Annotated in this window: 19 protein-coding genes; 14 read left to right on the forward strand and 5 right to left on the reverse strand. The window is 71.4% G+C overall.

Annotation, left to right across the window (positions count from 1 at the left end):
* Positions 1-340: 340 nt before the first annotated feature.
* Complete coding sequence (locus HII36_RS58635; RefSeq protein WP_173523735.1) at positions 341-1,609, reverse strand: FG-GAP repeat domain-containing protein; 1,269 nt, start codon at positions 1,607-1,609, stop codon at positions 341-343.
* Positions 1,610-2,130: 521 nt separating this feature from the next.
* On the opposite strand from HII36_RS58635, the gene HII36_RS14790 reads away from it, so the two are divergent.
* Complete coding sequence (locus HII36_RS14790; RefSeq protein ID WP_173523736.1) at positions 2,131-5,823, forward strand: nSTAND1 domain-containing NTPase; 3,693 nt, start codon at positions 2,131-2,133, stop codon at positions 5,821-5,823.
* Positions 5,824-5,941: 118 nt separating this feature from the next.
* Positions 5,942-7,120, forward strand: coding sequence for a pentapeptide repeat-containing protein (locus HII36_RS58640; RefSeq protein ID WP_173523737.1), 1,179 nt, complete (start codon positions 5,942-5,944; stop codon positions 7,118-7,120).
* Between the two features lie 28 nt (positions 7,121-7,148).
* Here the strand turns inward: HII36_RS58640 and HII36_RS14800 are convergent, their stop codons facing one another.
* Entirely contained in the window at positions 7,149-8,057 is a 909-nt protein-coding gene (locus HII36_RS14800; RefSeq protein WP_173523738.1) for an RNA polymerase sigma-70 factor, read from the reverse strand.
* 203 nt (positions 8,058-8,260) lie between these two features.
* On the opposite strand from HII36_RS14800, the gene HII36_RS14805 reads away from it, so the two are divergent.
* Together HII36_RS14805 and HII36_RS14810 are read left to right on the forward strand one after the other, a co-directional pair.
* On the forward strand, positions 8,261-8,692 hold the full coding sequence (locus HII36_RS14805) for a carboxymuconolactone decarboxylase family protein (RefSeq protein WP_236003504.1): 432 nt from the start codon (positions 8,261-8,263) through the stop codon (positions 8,690-8,692).
* 14 nt (positions 8,693-8,706) lie between these two features.
* Entirely contained in the window at positions 8,707-9,462 is a 756-nt protein-coding gene (locus HII36_RS14810) for an SDR family oxidoreductase (RefSeq protein ID WP_173523740.1), read from the forward strand.
* A 499-nt stretch (positions 9,463-9,961) separates the two neighbouring features.
* On the opposite strand, the gene HII36_RS14815 is transcribed toward HII36_RS14810, so the two are convergent.
* The 3 genes from HII36_RS14815 to HII36_RS14825 form a co-directional block, all read right to left on the reverse strand.
* On the reverse strand, positions 9,962-10,636 hold the full coding sequence (locus HII36_RS14815; RefSeq protein WP_173523741.1) for a GAP family protein: 675 nt from the start codon (positions 10,634-10,636) through the stop codon (positions 9,962-9,964).
* Positions 10,633-12,000, reverse strand: coding sequence for a DUF1254 domain-containing protein (locus HII36_RS14820; RefSeq protein WP_173523742.1), 1,368 nt, complete (start codon positions 11,998-12,000; stop codon positions 10,633-10,635). The genes HII36_RS14815 and HII36_RS14820 overlap by 4 nt, the downstream gene beginning before the upstream one ends.
* 84 nt (positions 12,001-12,084) lie before the next feature.
* The gene (locus tag HII36_RS14825; protein ID WP_173523743.1) at positions 12,085-12,687 is read right to left on the reverse strand and encodes a helix-turn-helix domain-containing protein; all 603 of its coding nucleotides are present in this window, start codon (positions 12,685-12,687) and stop codon (positions 12,085-12,087) included.
* A 139-nt stretch (positions 12,688-12,826) separates the two neighbouring features.
* Here HII36_RS14825 and HII36_RS14830 point away from each other — a divergent pair, with 139 nt between their 5' ends.
* The 10 genes from HII36_RS14830 to HII36_RS14875 all read left to right on the forward strand — a co-directional run bounded on the left by HII36_RS14830 (position 12,827) and on the right by HII36_RS14875 (position 20,737).
* On the forward strand, positions 12,827-13,816 hold the full coding sequence (locus HII36_RS14830) for an alpha/beta fold hydrolase (RefSeq protein ID WP_173523744.1): 990 nt from the start codon (positions 12,827-12,829) through the stop codon (positions 13,814-13,816).
* Between the two features lie 226 nt (positions 13,817-14,042).
* Positions 14,043-15,053 carry an AraC family transcriptional regulator gene (locus HII36_RS14835; protein WP_173523745.1) on the forward strand — a complete coding sequence of 337 codons (1,011 nt, stop codon included), beginning with the start codon at positions 14,043-14,045 and terminating at the stop codon, positions 15,051-15,053.
* 192 nt (positions 15,054-15,245) lie between these two features.
* A complete protein-coding gene (locus HII36_RS14840) occupies positions 15,246-16,142 on the forward strand; it encodes an alpha/beta hydrolase (RefSeq protein ID WP_173523746.1) in 897 nt (298 codons plus the stop codon).
* A 30-nt stretch (positions 16,143-16,172) separates the two neighbouring features.
* Positions 16,173-16,781, forward strand: a complete 609-nt coding sequence (locus HII36_RS14845; RefSeq protein WP_173523747.1) for a YceI family protein — start codon at positions 16,173-16,175, stop codon at positions 16,779-16,781.
* A gap of 60 nt (positions 16,782-16,841) precedes the next feature.
* A complete protein-coding gene (locus HII36_RS14850) occupies positions 16,842-17,432 on the forward strand; it encodes a zinc-binding dehydrogenase (protein WP_173523748.1) in 591 nt (196 codons plus the stop codon).
* Positions 17,429-18,415 carry an alpha/beta hydrolase gene (locus HII36_RS14855; RefSeq protein ID WP_173523749.1) on the forward strand — a complete coding sequence of 329 codons (987 nt, stop codon included), beginning with the start codon at positions 17,429-17,431 and terminating at the stop codon, positions 18,413-18,415. The genes HII36_RS14850 and HII36_RS14855 overlap by 4 nt, the downstream gene beginning before the upstream one ends.
* Positions 18,416-18,434: 19 nt before the next feature.
* Complete coding sequence (locus HII36_RS14860; RefSeq protein ID WP_173523750.1) at positions 18,435-19,121, forward strand: isochorismatase family protein; 687 nt, start codon at positions 18,435-18,437, stop codon at positions 19,119-19,121.
* A 90-nt stretch (positions 19,122-19,211) separates the two neighbouring features.
* Complete coding sequence (locus HII36_RS14865; RefSeq protein ID WP_173523751.1) at positions 19,212-19,532, forward strand: hypothetical protein; 321 nt, start codon at positions 19,212-19,214, stop codon at positions 19,530-19,532.
* A 41-nt stretch (positions 19,533-19,573) separates the two neighbouring features.
* Positions 19,574-20,374 (forward strand): helix-turn-helix domain-containing protein, encoded by an 801-nt coding sequence (locus tag HII36_RS14870; RefSeq protein WP_173523752.1) that lies wholly within the window; start codon positions 19,574-19,576, stop codon positions 20,372-20,374.
* Between the two features lie 9 nt (positions 20,375-20,383).
* Positions 20,384-20,737, forward strand: coding sequence for a YybH family protein (locus HII36_RS14875; protein WP_173523753.1), 354 nt, complete (start codon positions 20,384-20,386; stop codon positions 20,735-20,737).
* Positions 20,738-20,770: the final 33 nt, after the last annotated feature.

Genomic DNA, 20,770 nt, shown 5'->3' on the forward strand with positions numbered 1-20,770 from the left:
CTTCGCGGGCCGGAAACGGCGACGAGCATGTTCGCCGTGGAGTTCACCCCCCGAGTTCTTCCGCCCTTGAGCGGTCCTGATGAGCGCCGGCCACGACCCGTGAAGGGTCGCGGGCCCGCGTTCGATCATCTGGGCGCCTGCCTCCCCGTTCCGCAGGCGCCCTCGCATGCTGCCAGGGCCTCATTTCAGTTGATTTACAGTCTCAGCCCCCACCCCCGATCGTCCGCGCCGAGGGCGGCGGTGCCGTGCGAGCACCGCGGGCCCGCCGCTCCTGCCGGAGCGGCGGGCGCTTTCGCGATCCCTCACCGGGGACGCGGGAACACCGTGCACCCCATGCCGGCTACAGAGCCATCAGCTTGAATCCGGCCTGGTCGATGTAGCGGGCGGACCAGAAGGTGCCGTCGCCCTTGCCCGGGTACCAGTGCATTCCATTGCTTCCTTCGTAGATGGCGAACATGTCCTGCTTGCCGTCGCCGTTGACGTCGGCGAGTTCCAGGTGACGGAAGTTCGCCGTGTCGAGCTCGCGGGCGGACCAGTAGGTGCCGTCCCCCTTGCCCGGATACCAGGCGAGCGTGTTACTGCCGTCGTAGATGGCGAGCATGTCCTGTTTGCCGTCGCCGTTGAGGTCGCCCAGGGCGAGGTTCTTGAAGTTCGCGGTGCCGAGCTCGCGGGCGGACCAGAAGGTGCCATCCCCCTTGCCCGGATACCAGGCGAGCGTGTTACTGCCGGTGTAGACGGCGATCATGTCCTGCTTGCCGTCCCTGTTGACGTCGGCGAGTTCCAGGTGGCGGAAGTTCGCCGTGCCGCCCAGGCGAGCGGACCAGAAGGTGCCGTCGCCCTTGCCGGGATACCAGGCGAGCGTGTTGCTGCCCTCGTAGAGCGCCAGCAGGTCGGCCTTGCCGTCGCCGTTGAGGTCGCCCTTGGCCATCAGCTTGAATCCGGCCTGGTCGATGTAGCGGGCGGACCAGAAAGTGCCGTCGCCTTTGCCCGGGTACCAGTACATGCCGCCGCTGCCGTCGTAGATCGCCAGCAGGTCGGCTTTGTTGTCGCCGTTCAGGTCCGCGCGGTTACGGGGCGGCGCCGGCACCGGTTCCGATTTGATCGGGGGCGGGGGTGACGAATCCGGCGGCTCCGGAGGTGGCGGGCCGGGCGGATTGGCCGGCGGCGGAATGTTGCACGTCACGTTGTCGATGTAGGCATGCTGGTCACTGTGCACCCGCACCCAGACGGGGCCGCTGGTCCTTCGGTCGATCGGTGACTGGCGATACCTGCCCAGGGAGTTCCACGCGTATTGGATGCTCCATTCGTATCGGCATCCCTGATCCACGCGGAACAGGTCCCAGTCCTCCCAGGACGGCGTGTGATCGTTCTGGCGTAGTGTGAGCGTGGGATTCTCTCCATCGCAGGACGGAGGGTCCCACGCTTCCCACCGGTTGCCGTCGTTGCAGGTCCAGTTCTTGGCCACCTGCACGGGCCAGCTGGTCAGGTTCTTCGTTCCGCCGAGCGCCGGCCACAAGGCGGCACCGGCTGGAGGAACCCAGACGATCAGATTGAGGCCGAGGCCGGCCAGTAAGGCCGCCATCAGCGTCGAGATGCGACTCTTGAGCACAAGGTCCTCCCGAGATTGAGGTTGACAGGTCGATTCCGCCGGGTTTTCCCGCCTCCGTACGGTCATCCACGCCGTCGCGGTCCGCATCGAGAGGCCGGGTCCTCCGCCGGCGCGAGAGACGCGCCGGCGGAAACGGGAGCTGAGATGACAGGGATGGCCGGCATCACCCATCGCCGCGATGCGGCCATGGTCCCCCGATATGCCGGCTCCTGATCCTGGTCCTGGATTTACGAGACGAGACAAGACATCACGACCCCGGCGAGCCTTGCGCTCGCCGGCAGGCGCTCGTGAACGGCGCCGGCCGCGATCCACCGTTGCCCTGCTCTTCGTCGGTTCACATGCCGCCTTCCTCTGCCTGAGGCAGTGGTCTACCGCATGCTAGGTTTGCCCCGACTTGTTCAGCCCCAGGTCGAGCACTGAACAAACAACTACAGCGAGGCGGGGCGGAGATGGGCAGGCCTGAGCGGGCTTTGGACCCGGCCGCCGGACCGGTGCAGCGACTCGCGCACGAACTTCGCGGCTTGCGCGACACGGCCGGGCGGCCCAGTTACCGGACGATGGCCAAGGCCGTTCACTACTCGGTGACCGCGCTGGCCGAGGCCGCGGGCGGCGAGCGCCTGCCGAGCCTGGCGGTCACCCTGGCCTATGTCGCCGCGTGCGGTGGTGACCGCGCGGCGTGGGAGAAACGCTGGCGCGAGGCCGAGGCCGAACTCGGGGGCAGCGGCTCCGGGGGCGACTCCGCCGCGCCCTATCTCGGGCTCGCCGCGTACGGGCCGCAGGACGTGGACCGGTACTTCGGCCGGGAGCGGCTGGTCGAGCACGTGGTGCATCTGGTCACCGGGACGCCCGTGGTCGCGGTGTTCGGCGCGTCAGGCAGCGGGAAGTCCTCGCTGATCCGCGCCGGGCTCCTGCCGGCGTCGCGGTCGCACCCGGCGTTCTCCGGGCACGAGTGGTCGTGGATTCTCCTGACCCCCACCCGATCGCCGATGCAGGAGCTGGCCGGCGCCGTGGCCGGCTGGGCCGGGCACGCACCCTGCCACAGCGGATCAAGCCACAGCGCACCCGACCACGATGCCCCCGGCCACGGCGAACCCGGCTGGCTCGATCGGACGCTGCGGCTCGCCGACCCCGGCGGCGACAAGCGGGTCCTGCTGGTGGTCGACCAGTTCGAGGAATTGTTCACCCTGTGCCCCGACCTCGCCGAGCGGGCGGCCTTCATCGACGAGCTCCTGGACGCGGCACTCGGCGCGGAGCGGGTGGCCACCGTCGTGCTGGGAATCCGCGCCGACTTCTACGGCCACTGCGCGACGCATCCCGGCCTGGCGGAGGTGCTCAACCAGGGCGCCCAAGCGCTCATCGGGCCGATGACGAAAGACGAGCTCCGGTCGGCCATCACGCAGCCCGCGCTGCGTGCCGGGCTGAACGTCGAGCGGGAACTCATCGCCACGCTGCTGGCCGACATCGCCGACGAGCCCGGCGGCCTGCCGCTGCTGTCCCATGCCCTGCTCGAAACCTGGCGCCGCCGGCGCGGCAACGTACTGACCCAGTCCGGATACCACGCCTCCGGCGGCGCGCAAGGGGCGCTGGCGCAGACCGCCGAGCGCACCTACGCCGACTTCGACGACGCGGAGAAGGACGCGGCTCGCCGGGTGTTCCTCCGGCTGACGGCTCTGGGCGACGGCACCGAGGACACCCGGCGGCGGGCCGCGCACACCGAGCTGGCCACGGTCGCGGACCGGGCGACCGTGACCGGGGTGCTGGACCGGCTGGCGACGGCCCGGCTGGTGGTGATCGGCGAGGAGAGCGTGGAGGTCGCGCACGAGGCGCTCATCCGCGCCTGGCCGCGCTTGCGGCGCTGGCTCACCGACGACCGCGACGGGCTGGTGCTGCACCGCCGGCTCACCGACGCGGCTCAGGTCTGGCGGTCCGCGGACCGCGATCCCGAGCTGCTCTACCGTGCCGCTCAACTCGATCAGGCGACGGCGTGGGCCGATCTGCCGGACCACGCCGCGGCGCTCAACGCCGGCGAACGCGAGTTCCTCGACGAGGCGGTCCGGTTGCGGGACAAGCGGATCCGGGTGCGCAAGCGGCGGGCCCTGCGGATCCGGGTCATCACGGCGGTGGTGGTGGCGCTGCTGGCCGCCGCGACGGTGATCACCGTGATTCAGCGCAACGACGCCCGCGAGGCGCACCGGGGGGCGGTCGCGCGCCAGCTCGTCGCCGAGGCGACGGCGCTGCGGGAGGTCGATCCGCTGCGTGCGGCCCAGCTCAGCCTGGCCGCGTGGCGGATCGCGCCGGACCTGCCTGACACCCGCAACAGCCTGATCAGCACCCAAGCGGTGGCGCTGCCCATCAGGGTCCCCGGCCGCGGCGGCGAGGTTCGCGATGTGGCGTTCAGCCCGGACGGCCGGGTCATGGCGACCGCGGCGGACAAGGGCGCCGTCCAGCTGTGGGATGCCGCGACCCACGAGCCGCTGGGCCCGCCGCTCGCCGGCCACACCGCGATGGTGAACGGCGCGGCGTTCAGCCCGGACGGGTCGATGCTCGTCACCGCTTCCACCGATCAGACCCTGCGCCTGTGGGACGTCACCGGACGCCGAGGGATCGGCGCGCCGCTCACCGGCCACACGGGAGTCGTCACCGGCGTCGCGTTCAGCCCGGACGGGCGCCTGCTGGTGAGCGGCGGCGCCGACGGCACGCTGCGGATCTGGGACGCCGCCACCCGACTGGCCGTGGGAATGCCGATGACCGGGCACAGCGGCCCGATCACGGCGATCGCGATCAGCCCCGACGGCTCCACGGTCGCGAGCTCCGGCAACGACAAGACGGTGCGGCTGTGGCGCCTCGCCACCGGGAAACCGATCGGCCGCCCACTGACCGGGCACACCAGCGTCTCGTACGGCGTGGCGTTCAGCCCGGACGGCCGGCTCCTGGCCTCGACCGGCGGCGACAAGTCGGTGCGGCTGTGGGACGTCGCGACCAGGACGCCGGTGGGCGACCCGCTGAGCGGGCACACCAACGTCACCTACGGCGTGGCGTTCAGCCCGGACGGCCGGATCCTCGCCAGCAGCGGCTGGGACAAGACGGTCCGTTTGTGGGACGTGGCCACCGGTCGGCCGCTCGGCACCCCGCTGATCGGCTCGACGAGCAGCGTGTTCAACATCTCCTTCAGCCCCGACGGCTCGGCGCTCAGCGGCGGCGACTCCGACGGCTCCGTCCTGATCTGGCGGCTGCGGACGACCCTGCTGCCTGGGCACACCGACGCGGTGTACGCGGTCGCGTTCACCCCGGGCGGCGTCGCGGGCACCGCCTCCGACGACCGGACCGTGCGCCTGTGGCAGGTCTCCGGCAACCGGCCGCTCGGCGCTCCGCTCACCGGGCACACCGCCGAGGTCCGCGCGATGGCGTTCGGCCCGCGGGGAAAGCTCCTGGTGACCGCCAGCTGGGATGGAACGCTTCGCCTGTGGGACACGGCGAGCGGCGAGCCGCTCGGTGATCCGCTCACCGGTCACACCGGCTGGGTCCGTGGAGTCGCGTTCAGCCCCGACGGGGCCTTGATCGCCACCGCCGGCATGGACAATACGGTCCGGCTGTGGGACGTGGCGGCACGCGAACAGGTGGGCATCCCCCTGACCGGCCACACCAACTCGGTCACCGGTGTCGCGTTCAGCCCCGACGGGCGTCTTCTCGCCACCGCCGCGCACGACACGACCGTGCGGCTGTGGGACGTGGCGACCCGGAGGCCGCTCGGCGGGCCGCTGACCGGCCACGCCAGTGTGGTGCGCGACGTCGCGTTCAGCCCGGACGGCGCCACGCTGGCGAGCGCCGGCGACGACAAGACCGTCCGCCTCTGGGACGCCGGGAGCCGCACGCGGCTCGCCGTCCTGACCGGGCACACCGCCGAGGTGCTGAAGGTGGCCTTCAGCCCGGACGGGCGCGAGCTGGCCAGTTCGGGGCTGGACAAGACCGTCCGCCTGTGGGACGTCCGAAGCCGCTCGGCCACCGTGACCTTCACCGCGAGCACCGGCCTGGCCGGCGTGGCCTACGTCCCCGGCGGGCTGCTGACCGGCGGCGTGACCGGCGACGTCCTTCGCTGGACCACGGATGTGACGCGCGCCGCGGCACATGTCTGCGCCGCGACCAGGGCCGACCTGACCGACGAAGAATGGCGCAGACACGTGCCGTCCTGGCCGAACCAGGCCCTGTGTCACTGAAATCCGAAGGACGGGACGGGTCTTCGGTCCCGCATCGCCCGCGGGACGGCGCTCCGGTCCGGCGCGTTTCCCGGTGATCCGGCACCGCGCCGGGGCACGGTCGGGCAGTCTGGGGATCGTGAGCGGGTTACGCCTGCGCCGAGCCGCGCGGACCACCGATCGACGGCAGCGCCGAGCCGAACTCCAGGTACGGCTGGTCCCGATCAGCGTCGCCTTGGCCGCCACCATCGTGCTGGCCGGCGCCGTGGCCGCCGGCCTGATCACGCTGATCCTGTCGGCGCTGGGCCCGGTGGATCTGGCCGCGATCAAGCCCGGCACGGGCGAGGTGCTGGAGATCGTGAAGATCTCGCTGGCCGTCGTGGCCGGCATCGGCGGGGTGGTGGCGCTGGTGGTCGCCTACCGCAAGCAACGCGTCACCGAGGCCGGCGAGAACCGCGAGCAGGCCAAGCTGTACACCGAGCGGTTCGACAAGGCCAGCGACAAACTCGGCGACGACGCGGCCGCGGTACGGCTGGCCGGCGTGCACGCCCTGGCCGCGCTGGCCGACGACTGGGCCGGCGGCCGCCAGACCTGCATCGACGTGCTGTGCGCTTACCTGCGCATGCCTTACGAGGTCAGCCCCGAGCCGGACGCCTCGGTGGAACATCGGCTCCTGCTGCGGTCGATGGCGGAGGTCAGACGCACGATCTGGGGGCTCATCGGTGCTCGCCTGCGGCTGGCGGCGGGACCGTCGTGGCGTGGGCACGACTTCGACTTCACCGGCGCCGTGATCGACTGCGATGTCCCCTTCTTCGGCGTGCGGCTTTCATCGGGAACGCTGATGTTCAACGGCGCCCAGATCGTCGACGGAAACGTCTGGTTCCACGACACGGAATTCTCCGGCTGCGAGGTGGTCCTGTCCAACATGGAGCTGATCGGCGGCGAGCTGTCGTTCCAGGGCGCGAAGTTCTCCAGCGGCGTGATCTGGCTGGTTGGCACGCAGTTCCGCGGCGGAGAGGTGTCCTTCGGGGCCGACTTCTGCGGCGCCGAGGTCTGGTTCCACGGCGCACGGTTCGGTGGCGGCAAGGTCTGGTTCGACCAGGCGCGCTTTCTGAACGGCAAGGCCTATTTCGGCGCGGCGCGATTCAACGGCAGCGAAGTCACCTTCGAAGGCGCCCGGTTCGACGGCGGTGAGGTGGATCTGCGGGCCGCCTCCGGCGTGGATCCCGCCTCGTTCGGCTTGCCCGCCACGGCTCCCGGCCTGCTTCTGCCGTCCAGGGAGGAAGTGACGCCCGGCGCCGATCAGCAGAGCCCGTGACGTCGAGCAGGGGCCGGGCTCGCCGGGTTCAGCGGGTGACGGCGGTCTCCCGCGCCACCCGCGACAACTTCTCGGGATTACGCACGTGGTAGGCGCCGGTGACGTAGCCGTTCTCCACGCGCACCGCCACCACTCCGTCGATCTCGCCGTCGGCTCGCACGAGCAGCCCGGGCCCGCCGTTGATCTGCACCAGTTCGACCGACCTTTGCGCGTCGCGCTTCCACCAGCCGAGGGCCAGCAGGCGAGCCACGTCGCCGATCCCCACGACGGGCCGCGGCAGGGCGTGTCTGACTCCGCCGCCGTCGCTCAGGGCGACGACGTCCGGCGCGAGGACGTCGAGCAGGCTCTGCAGCTCACCGGTCTCGACCGCTCGCTGGAAAGCCTGGAGCACGGCCCGCGTCTCGGCCGGGGAGGCGCTGCCGCGTGGCCGGCGCGCGGCGACGTGCGCCCGCGCCCGGTAGGCGAGCTGGCGGACCGCGTTCGGGCTCTTGCCGACGGCTTCGGCGATCTCGTCATAATCCAGGTCGAACACCTCGCGCAGCACGAACACCGCCCGTTCGATCGGCTGAAGCGTCTCCAGCACCAGCAACATCGCCATCGAGACGCTCTCGGCGAGCTCGACGTCCTCGGCCACGTCGGGCGCGGTCAGCAGCGGCTCGGGCAGCCACGGCCCGACGTAGGACTCCTTGCGCCGGCCGAGCACGCGTAGCCGGTCCAGCGCCTGCCGGGTGACGATCCGCACCAGGTAGGCGCGTTCCTCCCGGACGGCGTCGAGATCGACGTCCACCCAGCGCAGCCAGGTCTCCTGCAGGACGTCCTCGGCGTCGGCGGCCGAGCCGAGCATCTCGTAGGCGACGGTGAACAGCAGGTTGCGGTGAGCGACGAACGCCTCGGTGGCCACGTCCCGCTCCTGCCTGTTCGTTCTCAGCACTGCCATACGCACAAGACGTCGATCCCCACCGCTTCGTAACACGCGGGAAGGATGGCCTATGTCACATGGCCGCGCTGTTACGGGAACCGGGGCGCCGACGTCTCGTGGTCGTCAGGTTGAGAGCGAGAAGGGAAAGCCCTCCCATGTCCACGTCCCCGGCGACCGGTCAGCGGTCGCGTATGCCCAACCCCCTCCCCTTCCTCCCCGAGATGGCGGAAGTCGGCCAAGGTCTGCACAAAGCCCTCCAGAACGGTGTCATCCCCCCGACGACCATCGGCCTGCTGCAGCTGCGTGCCGGGCAGCTGCTCGGCAGCACGTACTTCGCCGTCCGGGAGACCGGGAACCTGCGCGGGCGCGGGGAGTCGGAGGAACGCATCACCGCCGTGGCCACCTGGCGCGACGCCACCTGCTTCACCGCCGCCGAACGCGTGGCGCTGGAACTCGTGGAGGCGGTCCTCACCCCGAACCCGTCGGGGGAACGCGTCCCCGACGAGCTGTACGCGAGAGCGTCCGCGCACTACGACGACAAGGCGATGTGGTCGCTCATCATGGCGATCGCGCACATCGGCTTCTTCACCCCCGCCGCGCTCATCGCCAAGCCGATCCCCGGCATGCCTCCCGGCCGGAACTACAGCGAGTGAAGAAGGCGGACAGCATGAGCAGCAGCATCAGGTTCGCGGTGGCGGGAGCCACCGGGCGGCTGGGCCGCCACGTCGTCGACGTCCTCACCGAGAGGGGGCACCAGGTCGTACCGATGTCCCGGGCCACCGGCGTGGACATCACCACCGGCGAGGGCCTGGCCGAAGCCCTCACCGGGGCCGCGGCCGTCATCGACGTCGCCTCGTGGCACTCCTCCGACCAGGACGCCGCGACGGAGTTCTTCCGCACGTCGGCCCGCGTCCTGCACGAGGCCGGCCAGAAGGCGGGGGTCGCGCGGATCGTCATGGCGTCCATCATCGGCGCCGACAGGTCCACCGCCGGTTTCCTCGCCGCCAAGAAGGTGCACGAGGAGCTCCTCCTGTCCGGCCCGATCCCGGTCCGCATCCTGCGGTCCGCGCAGTTCCACGAGTTCGTCGGCCGGCTCCTGGACTGGCGGCAGGGCGACGTCGCTTACCTTCCGGCGCTGCCCACTCAGCTCGTGGCCTGCCGCACCGTGGCCGAGGAACTGGTCGACCTGGCCACCGCCCCCGCCGCGCCTGGTACGCCGATCCCCGAGATCGCCGGACCCCGCAAGGAGATCTTGGCCGAGGCGGCCCGGCTCCTCGGCGCCCGCCGAGGCATCAAGGTCGTCGCCGTCGACGGCTCCGGCATGCCCGACGCCGAACTCGCCGCCGGCGGCGCCTTCCTACCCGGCCCGCACGCCAAGCTCGCCGGACCCACCTTCCAGGAGTGGCTCGACACCCAGCCCTGAGCCGCCCTGCCCCTGCCCTTGTCCTCGGCACCGCACCCGAGGACAAGGGCCCGTACGGATCAGACGACGACGCAAGCCCCGGACCTGCCGCTGCACATGCGCAGGAACGGGCTCGACCCGGTCGAGGGCTTCACCGCCTGGGTGGGATCACAGGAGAGAGGAGCTGAGGGCTGCTTCCTGGATCGGGGTCCTGGACGCGTTCTCTCGAACAGCTATTTCCGGCGATAATCACCTCCGCCTTTCGCATCTGTATCAAAGTGGCAAGTGGCTTCGTTGTTTCAAGGCCGCTCTGTCCGAACGATCCGAACAGCGAAAAGGACGGGACGTGGACGTACGGATTCGCATCACCGGCGGAGACGCGGTGGAGGAACTGGCCGCGTTGTGGGAGTGGCGCTGGGACGACTCGGGGACAGAACCGTCGTCCTCACGGCGGAATACGAGGGCAACGGGGGCAGGTCATTGACCCGGCTGTGGGACCTGGGACCCGTCTAGCCGACGGTCACCACCCTGCCAGCCCCTTGCCGATCATGACGACCCCGAGGAGCAGCAGGACCACGAACATCACGGTGGCGTTCTCGGCGACGAGCCAGTCCTTGGCCGAAAGCAGCGGCGCCCGGATCCGGTCGCGCATGAGCAGGAAGGCCAGGACGGGCCCGGCGACGGTGAGGCTGCCCAGGACGACGAAGATCAGAACGGCCGCGGCGGTGCCTCCCACGGTGAGATTCGACTCGGCGATGACCAGGGCGGCCGCCACGGCCAGCGCCAGGTTCTTCGGATTGAGCCCGGACAGCAGCGCACCCAGGCCGAACGCCTGAGGCACGGGCATCCGGTCGACGGCCGCCATCCACCCCGGCATCCGCGGCTCCTGGCCGTCGCGTGGCCGTGATCGCCATTGCTTGACGGCCATCACCAGGAAGAGCACGCCGAGCAGCAGCTTGACGATCGCCGTCCAGGTACGGCCGCCTTCCTCTCCCGCCTTCGCCGGATCGGCGACCAGGACGACCACGGTGGTGACGGCCAGCAGCCCGCAGATCCAGCCGAGCGCGAACGCCGGGGCGGTACGGGCCGCGGCGGGCGACATCAGCATCAGCACCGCCGCGATGATCGGCACCGGGCTGAGCGCGACGCCGACCGCGGACGGCAGCAGGTCCCCGATCGCTGCGCCCAGGCTCACCGCGCACCCTCGACCTTGTGGAAGTCGCCGGGCTTGTACTCGTGCTCGAAGAACTCCCGCGTGGGGCCGTAGAAGCGGAACAGGCTGAACCAGCCGCGACCCGGCACCGACCTGAGCCAGTTCTTGGCGCCTTCGGGTGGTTCGGGGCCGACGTAGAGGGTGATGGAGCCGTCGTCGTTGCGGTCGAGGTCGTTCATGCCGTTCAGCGACGGGTACACCTGGCCCGGCGCGTCCACGCCGCCGGCCGTGTCCGCGTCGTAGACGGTCACCGACCAGAACAGCGAGGCGGGCGGGTCGGGCGGCAGGTCGATGCGGTAGACGTGCTCGCCCCTGAGGTGGTCGCCGTCGGCGTCCTTGTAGGCGTTGCCGTACTTGGCGCCCATGCCGACGATGGAGGTGATCATGCCGGTGCTGATGGAGTAGTGGTTGATGAACATGTGCGCCTTGGCGTCCACGTCGGTGTGCGCCTTGTCGGCGCCGTCGCGGCCGGCCGCGATGTTCTTGGCCATCCGCCGGCCGGTACGGGCGGCCAGGTCCAGCAGCTCCCGCTGCCGGGCCGTGGGCCGGAACGGCTTGCCCTTCGCGATGCCCAGGGCGGCGAGCATGCCGTGCATGTACGGGTCGACGGCGTCCACCCGCTCCTTCTGGACGAACTCCTCCAGCAGGTCGAAATAGGTCCCGTCGACCGGGAAGAGCGCGTTCGCGGGGACGTCGGAGACGTGCGGGAACACCATCGGCACGGCCTCACCCCTCAGTGGGCGGATCGTGATGCTCTCCACCGAGTCGACGCCGGGTGACAGGTCCTTCACCGAGGTGAAGAAGCCACGCACGAAGACGAACACCCCGTTCGTGCGGCTGGTGTAGACGTAGTGGTCCCGCGTGTCCACCTGCTCCTCGTGGCCCTCGGGCACGAGGAGGTACCGGCCGCCCTCGCCGTGGTCGGGGCCGGGGATGCCGACGTCGCCGAGGTACCGCCTGCCGTCGATGACGGGGCCGGTGAGCGGCCGGTGCCAGAAGTCGTCCATCAGCGCCTGGAGCCGGGGCGGCGCCTCGATCACCAGGGGCCCGGTCCGGCTGAGGTCGGCGAAGGCCAGCCCGTAGATCACGTCGGAGTTCGGGGTGGTGATCAGGGTGTTGGGCTTGAGCCGTTTCTCGAACACCGACATCACGTTGTATCCGGTGCCGGACAACTCCCCCAGGCTCTTGCACATCGCGTACATGTTCATCGCCGGCAGAGCCCACAGGTACACCTGGGTCGCGCGCTGGAAGAACAGCTCCTCATCCAGCGCGCGGGTCGTCTCGGCGGTCGGGTATCCGCCCTCGAAGGGCAGCTCGGCCGGCTCTCGGTAGCGATCAGCGGTCATGACGTCCCCCGGCCCCTTTTGCCATCCAACGGATGATCGGGACCTACCCGCCGGACCTCACGCGGCGGCTTGGGCGAGGTATGGTCAGCGTCTGTTTCGAAGGCGGGCCGAGGTGCGCGGCCGCGGGCGCTCGCCCTGCGGCCCGAACATGATCAGGTACTCGGTCGGACCGCCGGGGCCGGCGTTCGTCACCCCGTGCGGGGTGCGGGTGTCGAACTCGGCGACGTCCCCGTGGGTCAGGATGAGGTCCTGGTCGCCGAGCGCGAGCCACAGCCGCCCGTACAGGACGCACAGCCACTCGTGGCCGTCGTGGGAGACCTGACGTGGCCGCGTGGGCGGGTCCTCGACGGCGGGCAGGACGTGCTTGTGGGCGTGCAGGCCGCCGACGTACCGGGTCAGCGGCAGCACCGCCTTGTCGTCGCCGAAGCTCAGCGGCGCCCGGGTGCGCGGTTCGGCCGTGGGTGTGGTGCCGGTCAGCTCGTCCAGGGAGACGCCGTACTCCTTGGACAGCTGCAGCACCACCTCCAGGGTGGGTTTGCGCCGGCCGGTCTCGATCCTGGACAGCGTGCTCGTCGAGATGCCGGTCGCGCGGCTGACACCGGCGAGCGTCGCGCCGTGGTGCTCGCGCGCGGCCCGCAACCGGGATCCCATCGCGGCCAGTGTGCCGTCCACGTCGTCCACCGCCACCTTTCCGCTCCTTCCCGCCGTGCCGCTCCATCGCTCTGTCCTGCGAGTTTGCCAGAATGGCAAGGCGAGTCGCGCCGGGCGGGCGCCGCGCCGCATGATCGATGGGTAGCCGCGTCCGCCGCGAACCGAGGAGAAGCCCGTGCCACCCGAGCCGACCGCCGAGCTCCGCCACCGCATCGTCGAGGCCCCGGCCGGGCGCCTGCACCTGGTCGAGCAGGGCAGTGGCCCGCTGGTCCTGCTCGTGCACGGCTTCCCCGAGTTCTGGTACTCCTGGCGCCACCAGCTCCCGGCCCTCGCCGCGGCCGGCCACCGGGCGGTGGCGATCGACGTGCGCGGTTACGGCCGTTCCGCCAAGCCGGCGGCGATCGACGCCTACCGGATGCTCGACCTGGTGGCGGACAACGTCGCCGTCGTGCGCGCGCTCGGCGAGGAGAACGCGGTGATCGTCGGCCACGACTGGGGCTCCTCCATCGCCGCCGCCTCCGCCCTGCTCCATCCCGAGGTCTTCCGCGCCGTCGGCCTGCTGAGCGTCCCCTACGCGCCGCCCGGCGGCCCTCGCCCCAGCGATGTCTTCGGCCGGATCGGCGGCCCCGAGCAGGAGTTCTACGTCTCCTACTTCCAGGAGCCCGGCCGCGCCGAGTCGGAGATCGAGCCCGACGTCCGGGGCTGGCTCGCGGGCCTCTACGCGGCGCTGTCCGCCGACACCATGCCCGCCCCGTCCGAGCGCGACCCGCACTTCGTCACCCGGGACGGTGGCCGGCTGCGCGACCGCTTCCCCACGGGGGTCCTCCCGGCCTGGCTGAGCGAGGACGACCTCGACGTCTACGCCGGGGAGTTCGAGCGCACCGGGATCGTCGGCGCGCTCAACCGCTACCGCAACATGGACCGGGACTGGGCGGATCTCGCCCCGCACCGGGGCGCCCCGATCAAGCAGCCGTCCCTGTTCATCGGCGGCGCCCTGGACGCCTCCACCACCTGGATGTCCGACGCCATCGACGCCTACCCCACCACCCTGCCCGGCCTGTCCGGCTCCCATCTCCTGGACGGCTGCGGCCACTGGGTCCAGCAGGAGCGCCCCGACGAGGTCAACCGCCTGCTGACCGGCTGGCTCGCCACCCTCCGGCGCTGAACCCGGTGCCGTTGCAGCTTTCCTGCAGCCGTCCCGCATATCCCACATGCGATCTTGGAAAGAGAACGCGTGTGTGCGTGGATCCGGTGGAGATGCCTCATGATCCGAGTGAACACCCCTGGACCTGATCGTCAGCATGGCCCCGCCGTCTCGCCGGGACGGGTGGATGGCGACGCCCGCTGACGGTCCCCGCGGCCCGGGGGACCATGGGGGCGGCGGTGCTGGGGTGATCACCGCCGCCCCCTACCCGGCGCGGGTGTGGCTCAGGGCCGCGATGTCGGCGGGGCTGGACCGGTCTCAGGCCAGGCTGCTTCCCGGGCTGACCGTGCTGCACGAGGACGGGATCCGGATCCCGGCGACCGCGGTGTACCGGATCGCGGAGGCGTCGCTCGACCTGATCTGGGCGGCGGGCGGCGCTGAGCGGGTGCTCGAGCTGTGCACGCCGGGAGCGATGGGGGTGTGGGAATACCAGTTCGATTTCGCCGCCACCCTCACCGAGGCGTTGCGGAGCGCCAGTCGTCACATGCCTGCCCTCGGCACTCCTGATGACAAGTTCCTGGTGGAACGCGACGTGACGGGCGTGACCGTCCGCTGGCACGCAGCCGCTCCGGTTCATCCGAGCTACCCGCTGATATCCGAGGCGTTCGCGGCGCTGCTGGTGGCCAAGGCGAGCTCGGTGGCGGGACGTCCGGTGCGCCCGTCGCACATCGGGCTGCCGGGCCCGGCGCCGCGGCGCCACCGCCGCCTGATCGAGCTCTGCGGAACGCGACGGGTGGACTTCGGCACCGGCGTCATGTCGGTCACCTTCACGGAGGCCGACGCCGACGCGCCTCTGCCGGGCGCCGATCCCGTGCTCGCGGCGATCCTCGACCGCCACGCCGAGATGGCGGTGATCACCGCCCGCCACGTCCTCGGCTGGATGGACCGGTTCCACACCGTGCTCGAGAAGTCCCTGGCCGCGGGCCCCCCGGACCTGATGCGGGTGGCCCGCACCCTCGCGCTCAGCCCGCGTACGCTGCAGCGCCGGCTGCGCGAGGAAGGCACCAGCTGGCGTGCGGAGGTCGAGCTGATGCAGCAGCGACGCGTCGACAGGCTCCTGCGGGAGACCGCGCTGAGCATGGACGTCATCGCCGCTCAGGTCGGCTACAGCGACGCCCGCGCGCTGCGGCGTGCGGTCCGGCGCTGGCACGGCCAGGGGCCCGCGGCCGTCCGCCGCGCGACGGCCACCGAGCGTTGACCGGGCCCCGGCCGGCTCGGCGGCCGCCATCGGTGACGGAGGAGCGGCCGGACGTGGCGCGGACGGTCCCCATCGTGACGCCTGTGGTCCTCCTGGAGCCCGGGCCGGGTTCCTACCGTTTGGACGGGAAGCCGACCAGGCCGAACGTCCGGCGTGACACCCACGCGCCGGACCGAGAAGAAGGGGATGTTCATGGCTGTCACCATGCTGGAGATCTACACCAGGCTGCACGAGGTGCGGTTCCTGCCGTTCGAGCCCGAAGGGCCGGCCGGCCTCGAGGCGCAGCGGGAGCGGTTCGAGAGCCTCGCCCTTCCGGTGCCCGCCGACGCGGTCATCGACGAGGTCGCGGAACTGCCGGGATTACGGATCGCCGTCCCTGAGTCGGACGCCGGCCGGATCGTGCTGTACGTGCACGGCGGCGCCTACCACCTGGGCTCGACCCGCCAGTTCCGGGGCTTCGGCACCGACATCGCCCGGTTCACCGAGGCCACGCTCTACAGCGTGGAGTGGCGCCGCGCACCCGAACACCACTTCCCCGCGCCGATCGACGACACCAGGAACGCCTACGCCTGGCTGCTGGAACAGGGCCACCGGCCCGAGCAGATCGCGTTCGTCGGCGACTCCTCCGGCGGCAACGCCGTACTCGCCGCGTTGCTGTCGATCCGGGAGCACGGACTGCCGCTGCCCGCGGCGGTGGTCGCCATGTCGGCCTGGACCGACCTGACCAACAGCGTGCCCAGCAGGGAGAGCCGCGTCCATCGGTCTCCTGGGGTCCTGCCGGAGGTGCTCAGCACCTACGCGCCTTCCTACCTGGGCGGCGCCGACCCGCGTGACCCGCTCGCCTCACCGCTGTTCGGCGACCTGGCCGGGCTGCCGCCGCTGCTGCTGCAGGTCGGGACCGAGGAGATCCTGTACGACGACTCGGCGCTCTTCGTCGAGGCCGCACGGCGGGCCGGGGTGGACGCCACCCTCGAGAGCGGCGAGGGCATGCCGCACGTGTACCCGATCTACCACGCGAACGTCCCCGAATCTCGGGCCGCGATGGAGAACCTCGGCGCGTTCGTCCGCGAGCACACCAAGACCACCTGACCGGACGGGCACGAGAGAGGGCCGATCCCCATGACCGAGCTCAGCACGGCTGCTTCCCTGACCGAGCGCCTCATCGGCAACCGCCTGTGGCACCTGGACCCCTGGCACACGGGCGTGCACTTCCGCGCGGTCCACCGCGGGGCCGGGTGGGTGCGTGGCCGGTTCACCCGGGTGAACGGCACGATCGCCTTCCCCGACGGGATCGAGCGGCCACGCGTGACCGTGCACGTCGACCTGGACGGCATCGGCACCGGGGTCCCCGCCCGCGACGCGCACCTGCGTTCCGCCGACTACCTGGACACCGGCGCCTTCCCCCGGATGCGGCTGTCCGCCGACCGGCTGGAGCGGACCGGCGAGACCGCCGGTGTCCTGCACGGCGAGCTCGACCTGCACGGGTTCGTCCGCCCGATCGAGCTGGAGACGCGCTGGCGGGGCGCGGCGCCCGATCCGCTGTCGGAGGAGGAGCACCTCGCGTTCACCGCCACGGGCGAGATCTCGCTGGGCGGGTTCGGCATCCGCCCGCCGGTCCTGCCGGGCCTGCGGCTCCCCACCGTCGGCGACCGCGTCGCCATCGAACTGGACGTGGTGCTGCTGCCCTACGACCCGGCCCCGCTGCTGGCCGACATCCCCGTCACATGACCGGCGACTTTCACGAGGGGAGGCGCTCATGACCGGCGACTTTCACGAGAGGAGGCGCTCATGACCGGGCGCCGCAAGGTGACCGCGGCCGTCGTCACGGCGCCGGGAGGCGAGTTCTCGCCGGCCGAGGTCGAGCTGGACGAGCCGCGTCCGGCGGAGGTCCTGGTAGGCGTCGAGGCGGTCGGGATGTGCCACGCCGACCGGCTGAGCCTGGCCCGCAAGCTCGGCGCCACGCGCGCGCTGAACGCCACCCGCACCGACGTGGTGGCCGGGATCGCCGGCCTGAGCGGGGGCGGCGCCGACCGGGTCCTGGAGAGCAGCGGCGTCCCGGCGGTGTTCCGGCAAGCCGTCCAGGCCACCGCCACGGGCGGCATGACCGGGGTGGTGGGGGCGCCGCCGTTCGGCACCACCGCGCCCCTGGACGTCGCCGACCTGGTCAACAACAGCCGCCGGGTCGTCGGCATCGTCGAGGGCCGCAGCGACCCGCCCCGGTTCCTGCCCGCGCCGGCCCGGCTCGTGGCCGACGGCTCCCTGCCGGTGCACGAACTGATCACCACCTATCCCCTGCGGGACATCACGGCCGCCGCGGCGGCGATGGCCGCGGGCACCGTCATCAAGCCCGTTCTCCTCCCCGGACAGGAGTCGTCATGACCGAGGCGTTCCTGCCGGCCGTGCCGCCACGCGAGCACGTCGAGCAGGTGCTGGCGCTGCACGAGGCCGATCCGGCCATGCCGGCCGAGATGAGACGCGCCCACCGGCTGCTGGCCGACATGCATCCGGGCACCACCCCCGACGACGGACGCGACCCGCGCGAGCAGCGCCGTGACGAGTACGTGCGCTGGGCGGAGCGGTTCCCGGTCCCGGGCGACGTCACCATCACCCCCTGGACCGGCGGCGACGGCCTGAGCGGCCTGCAGGTCATTCCCGAGACGCACGACCAGGAACGGGTGGTGCTGTACCTGCACGGCGGCGGATTCTTCGAGGGCGGCTCGGCCAACCACCGTGAATGGGGCGCCAAGCTCGCCGTCCAGGCGCAGGCCAGGGTGATCCTGCTCGACTACCCGCGCGCGCCCGAGCGGCCCTTCCCCGCCGCGCCGCACGCGGTCCTGGACGCCTACCGCGCCCTGCTCCGCCAGGGCGCCCGCCCCGGGAAGATCGCCGTCGGCGGCGACTCGGCCGGCGGCTATCTCACCCTGCGGCTGCTGACCGATCTCCGGGCCAAGGGACTCCCGCTGCCGGCCGCCGGGGTGACAATCTCCGGCGTGTTCGACCTGACGCTCTCCAGCGCCTCGTTGTGGAATCGCCGGCACCGCGACCCGTTCATCGTCCGCGAAGGTCTCGAAGGGGCGATCGCCGACTTCCTCCAGGGCGCCGACCCCGCCGCACCCGCGGTCTCGCCGCTGTTCGCCGACCTCACCGCGCTGCCGCCGCTGCTGATCGAGGTGGGCACCGAGGAGGTCGTCCACGACGACTCGATCCGCCTGTACGGCGCGGCCAAACGCGCCGGAGCCGACGCCACCCTGGTCATCACCGAAGGGGCACCGCACATCTGGCAGCACTTCACCTCCTTCCTCCCCCAAGCCCGCGAGTCCATGGCCCGCATCGGCGAGTTCATCCGCAAGCACACCGACTAAAACCGGAGGGCACGGCACCATGTACGAGTTCCACGAGCCGCTCACCCGTGACAACGCCGCCGTCCTGCTGGTCGATCACCAGATCGGCCTGTTCACCGGCGTCCGCGACATCACCGTCCAGGACCTCAAGCACAACGTGACCGCCCTCGCCAGGGCCTCCACTCTCCTCGGCCTGCCGGTCATCGCCACGACCACGGCCGCCGACGGCATGTGGGGCCCGCTCATCCCCGAGCTCGCCGCCGCGCTCCCCGCCGGTGGGCAGGTCATCGACCGAAGCGTCGTCAACGCCTGGAACGACGAACGCGTCCGCGCCGCGATCGAGGCCACCGGCCGCAAGAAGATCATCATCGCCGGCGTCTCGATCGAGGTGTGCGTGGCGCTGCCCGCCCTGGCCATCACCGGCGCGGGCCTCGACGCCTACGCCGCCGTCGACGCCTCGGGCACCTTCTGGGGCACCAAACGCGAAACCGGCCTCCTGCGGATGCAGCAGGGCGGCGTGATCGTCAGCGACTACGCCGCGCTCATGGTCGAAGCCCTCGCCGACAACGCCGATCCGATCGCGAACGACGTCTACGCGGCTCTCGACATGCCGTTCGCCACCCTCGTCGGCCAGCTCGCCGCGTCCCCTCACGCGTCGCATCCCGAGAACGGGGCGACCCGATCGAACGGGGAACACGCCCTACGCCGTGGCACGCCCCGCACGTGACGATGACTCACCCGCGTTAGCCGGGACGTCGAGCGGGCACCACGTGGTGACCGACGTTCCGGTCGCCGGCGCGAACCGAGGAGGTATGCGATGTACATGATGATTCGCCGCTACCGCATCGGCGAGGGAACGGTGGCGGACCTGATGAACAAGATCGACGTCGAGTTCGCCGATCGCCTCCAGCAGGCGCTCGGCCTGCTGGGCTATCAGGCGATCGCCCTGGACGACGGCTCGATCCTGACGACGACGCTGTTCGCGACCCGTGCGGATCTGGCCGCGGGCGAGGCGATGGCCGAGCGGGTACGCGACCAGCTCGCCGAGTTCCGGGTCGAGATGACGTACGGCGCCGGCGGCCGGGTCATGGTCTCCCGGGGCAGCGAGGAACTCCTCCAGCCGGTACATCCGGGCTGAAGGCCCGCACCTTGAATCCGGCGCTCGGAGATGATCGACGCATGGACGTCGAGGCGAAGCGGTTCGTGGCCGGCGGTACGCGCGAGGGGATCCGGCTGACCGGCACCGAGACGGCGCAGTGGCCCGGTGCGCTCATCGTGCCGGCCGAGCCCACCGTGTCGCTGGTGGTCGACCTCACCGGAGGGACGTCGGACGGGTTCGTCACCACGGCCGGACGGATGTATCGCGCCGCGGCTCCCGTGGTGCGCGGCCGTCGGGCGTGGGCCTCGCTCACCTTGACGTTGCCGGAGGCGCACCGGCTTCTCGGCGGGCGCCTCGGCGAGCTCGCCGCCCCGTCGCACCGGCTGAGCGAGGTGCTCGGCGCATCCGGGGCGGAGCTGGCGGAACGTGTCGGAGAGGCACGTACCTGGGAGCAGCGGTTCGCCGCGATGCGGGGCTTCTGGGCCGACCGGACCGTGCGGGGGCCCGCGGTCGCTCCCGGGGTGCTGTCGGCCTGGACGCGGCTGGTCGAGTCGGGAGGCCGGGTTCCCATCGGGGCGGTGGCCGCTGACGTGGGGTGGAGCTCGCAGCATCTGGTCAGGATGTTCCGGCGTTCCTTCGGCCTGCCGCCCAAGACGCTGGCGCGGCTGCTGCGGCTCAGGGGGACCCTGCGGCGCGTCCGGGCCGAGGGACGCTGGGAGCAGGCGGCGTTCGAGGCCGGCTATCACGACCAGGCCCACTTCGCGCGCGACCTGCGTGCCTTCACCGGCACGAGCCCGAGCCGGTACGTGCGCGCCGCGCTGCCGTGCGGGTGTGTGCGGCAGGTGAATTCCTTACAAGACCGGGCGCGCGAGGTTCCGTAGCGTCGCCGCATGCCCGATCTCAACCCGATCTTCACCGCGCGCTTCAACTCCGGCGACGCGGCGGCGCTCAGCGAGCTCTACGAGAAGGACGCCGTCTTCCATACGCCGGCGGGTCCGGTGAGCGGGCGCGAGGCCATCCGCACGATGTACGCCGCCATGCTCGCCGACTCCCCGACGATTGACAGCGAAGCACGCCGGATCCTTATCTGTGGTGACATCGCGCTCATCATCAGCGAATGGAGCTTCACCTCAGGCGATTCGGGCGACGCCACCAGCTCCGGCATCTCGGTCGAAGTGGCCAGACGCCAACCCGACGGCACCTGGCTGTACATCATCGACGAACCACGCATCCCGCGACACTGACCGCCGGCGACACCCGAGTGGCTGGATGACCCC

Origin of the sequence: Nonomuraea antri (assembly GCF_013283785.1) — a bacterium.
Taxonomy (GTDB): Bacteria; Actinomycetota; Actinomycetes; order Streptosporangiales; family Streptosporangiaceae; genus Nonomuraea; species Nonomuraea antri.

Excerpts from the sequence above, each read along its gene's own strand:
- HII36_RS14800 (WP_173523738.1), bottom strand. The coding sequence starts at position 8,057 with ATGGCAGTGCTGAGAACGAACAGGCAGGAGCGGGACGTGGCCACCGAG.
- HII36_RS14805 (WP_236003504.1), top strand. The coding sequence starts at position 8,261 with ATGGCGGAAGTCGGCCAAGGTCTGCACAAAGCCCTCCAGAACGGTGTC.
- HII36_RS14810 (WP_173523740.1), top strand. The coding sequence starts at position 8,707 with ATGAGCAGCAGCATCAGGTTCGCGGTGGCGGGAGCCACCGGGCGGCTG.
- HII36_RS14820 (WP_173523742.1), bottom strand. The coding sequence starts at position 12,000 with ATGACCGCTGATCGCTACCGAGAGCCGGCCGAGCTGCCCTTCGAGGGC.
- HII36_RS14840 (WP_173523746.1), top strand. The coding sequence starts at position 15,246 with ATGGCTGTCACCATGCTGGAGATCTACACCAGGCTGCACGAGGTGCGG.
- HII36_RS14845 (WP_173523747.1), top strand. The coding sequence starts at position 16,173 with ATGACCGAGCTCAGCACGGCTGCTTCCCTGACCGAGCGCCTCATCGGC.
- HII36_RS14850 (WP_173523748.1), top strand. The coding sequence starts at position 16,842 with ATGACCGGGCGCCGCAAGGTGACCGCGGCCGTCGTCACGGCGCCGGGA.
- HII36_RS14855 (WP_173523749.1), top strand. The coding sequence starts at position 17,429 with ATGACCGAGGCGTTCCTGCCGGCCGTGCCGCCACGCGAGCACGTCGAG.
- HII36_RS14860 (WP_173523750.1), top strand. The coding sequence starts at position 18,435 with ATGTACGAGTTCCACGAGCCGCTCACCCGTGACAACGCCGCCGTCCTG.
- HII36_RS14865 (WP_173523751.1), top strand. The coding sequence starts at position 19,212 with ATGTACATGATGATTCGCCGCTACCGCATCGGCGAGGGAACGGTGGCG.
- HII36_RS14870 (WP_173523752.1), top strand. The coding sequence starts at position 19,574 with ATGGACGTCGAGGCGAAGCGGTTCGTGGCCGGCGGTACGCGCGAGGGG.
- HII36_RS14875 (WP_173523753.1), top strand. The coding sequence starts at position 20,384 with ATGCCCGATCTCAACCCGATCTTCACCGCGCGCTTCAACTCCGGCGAC.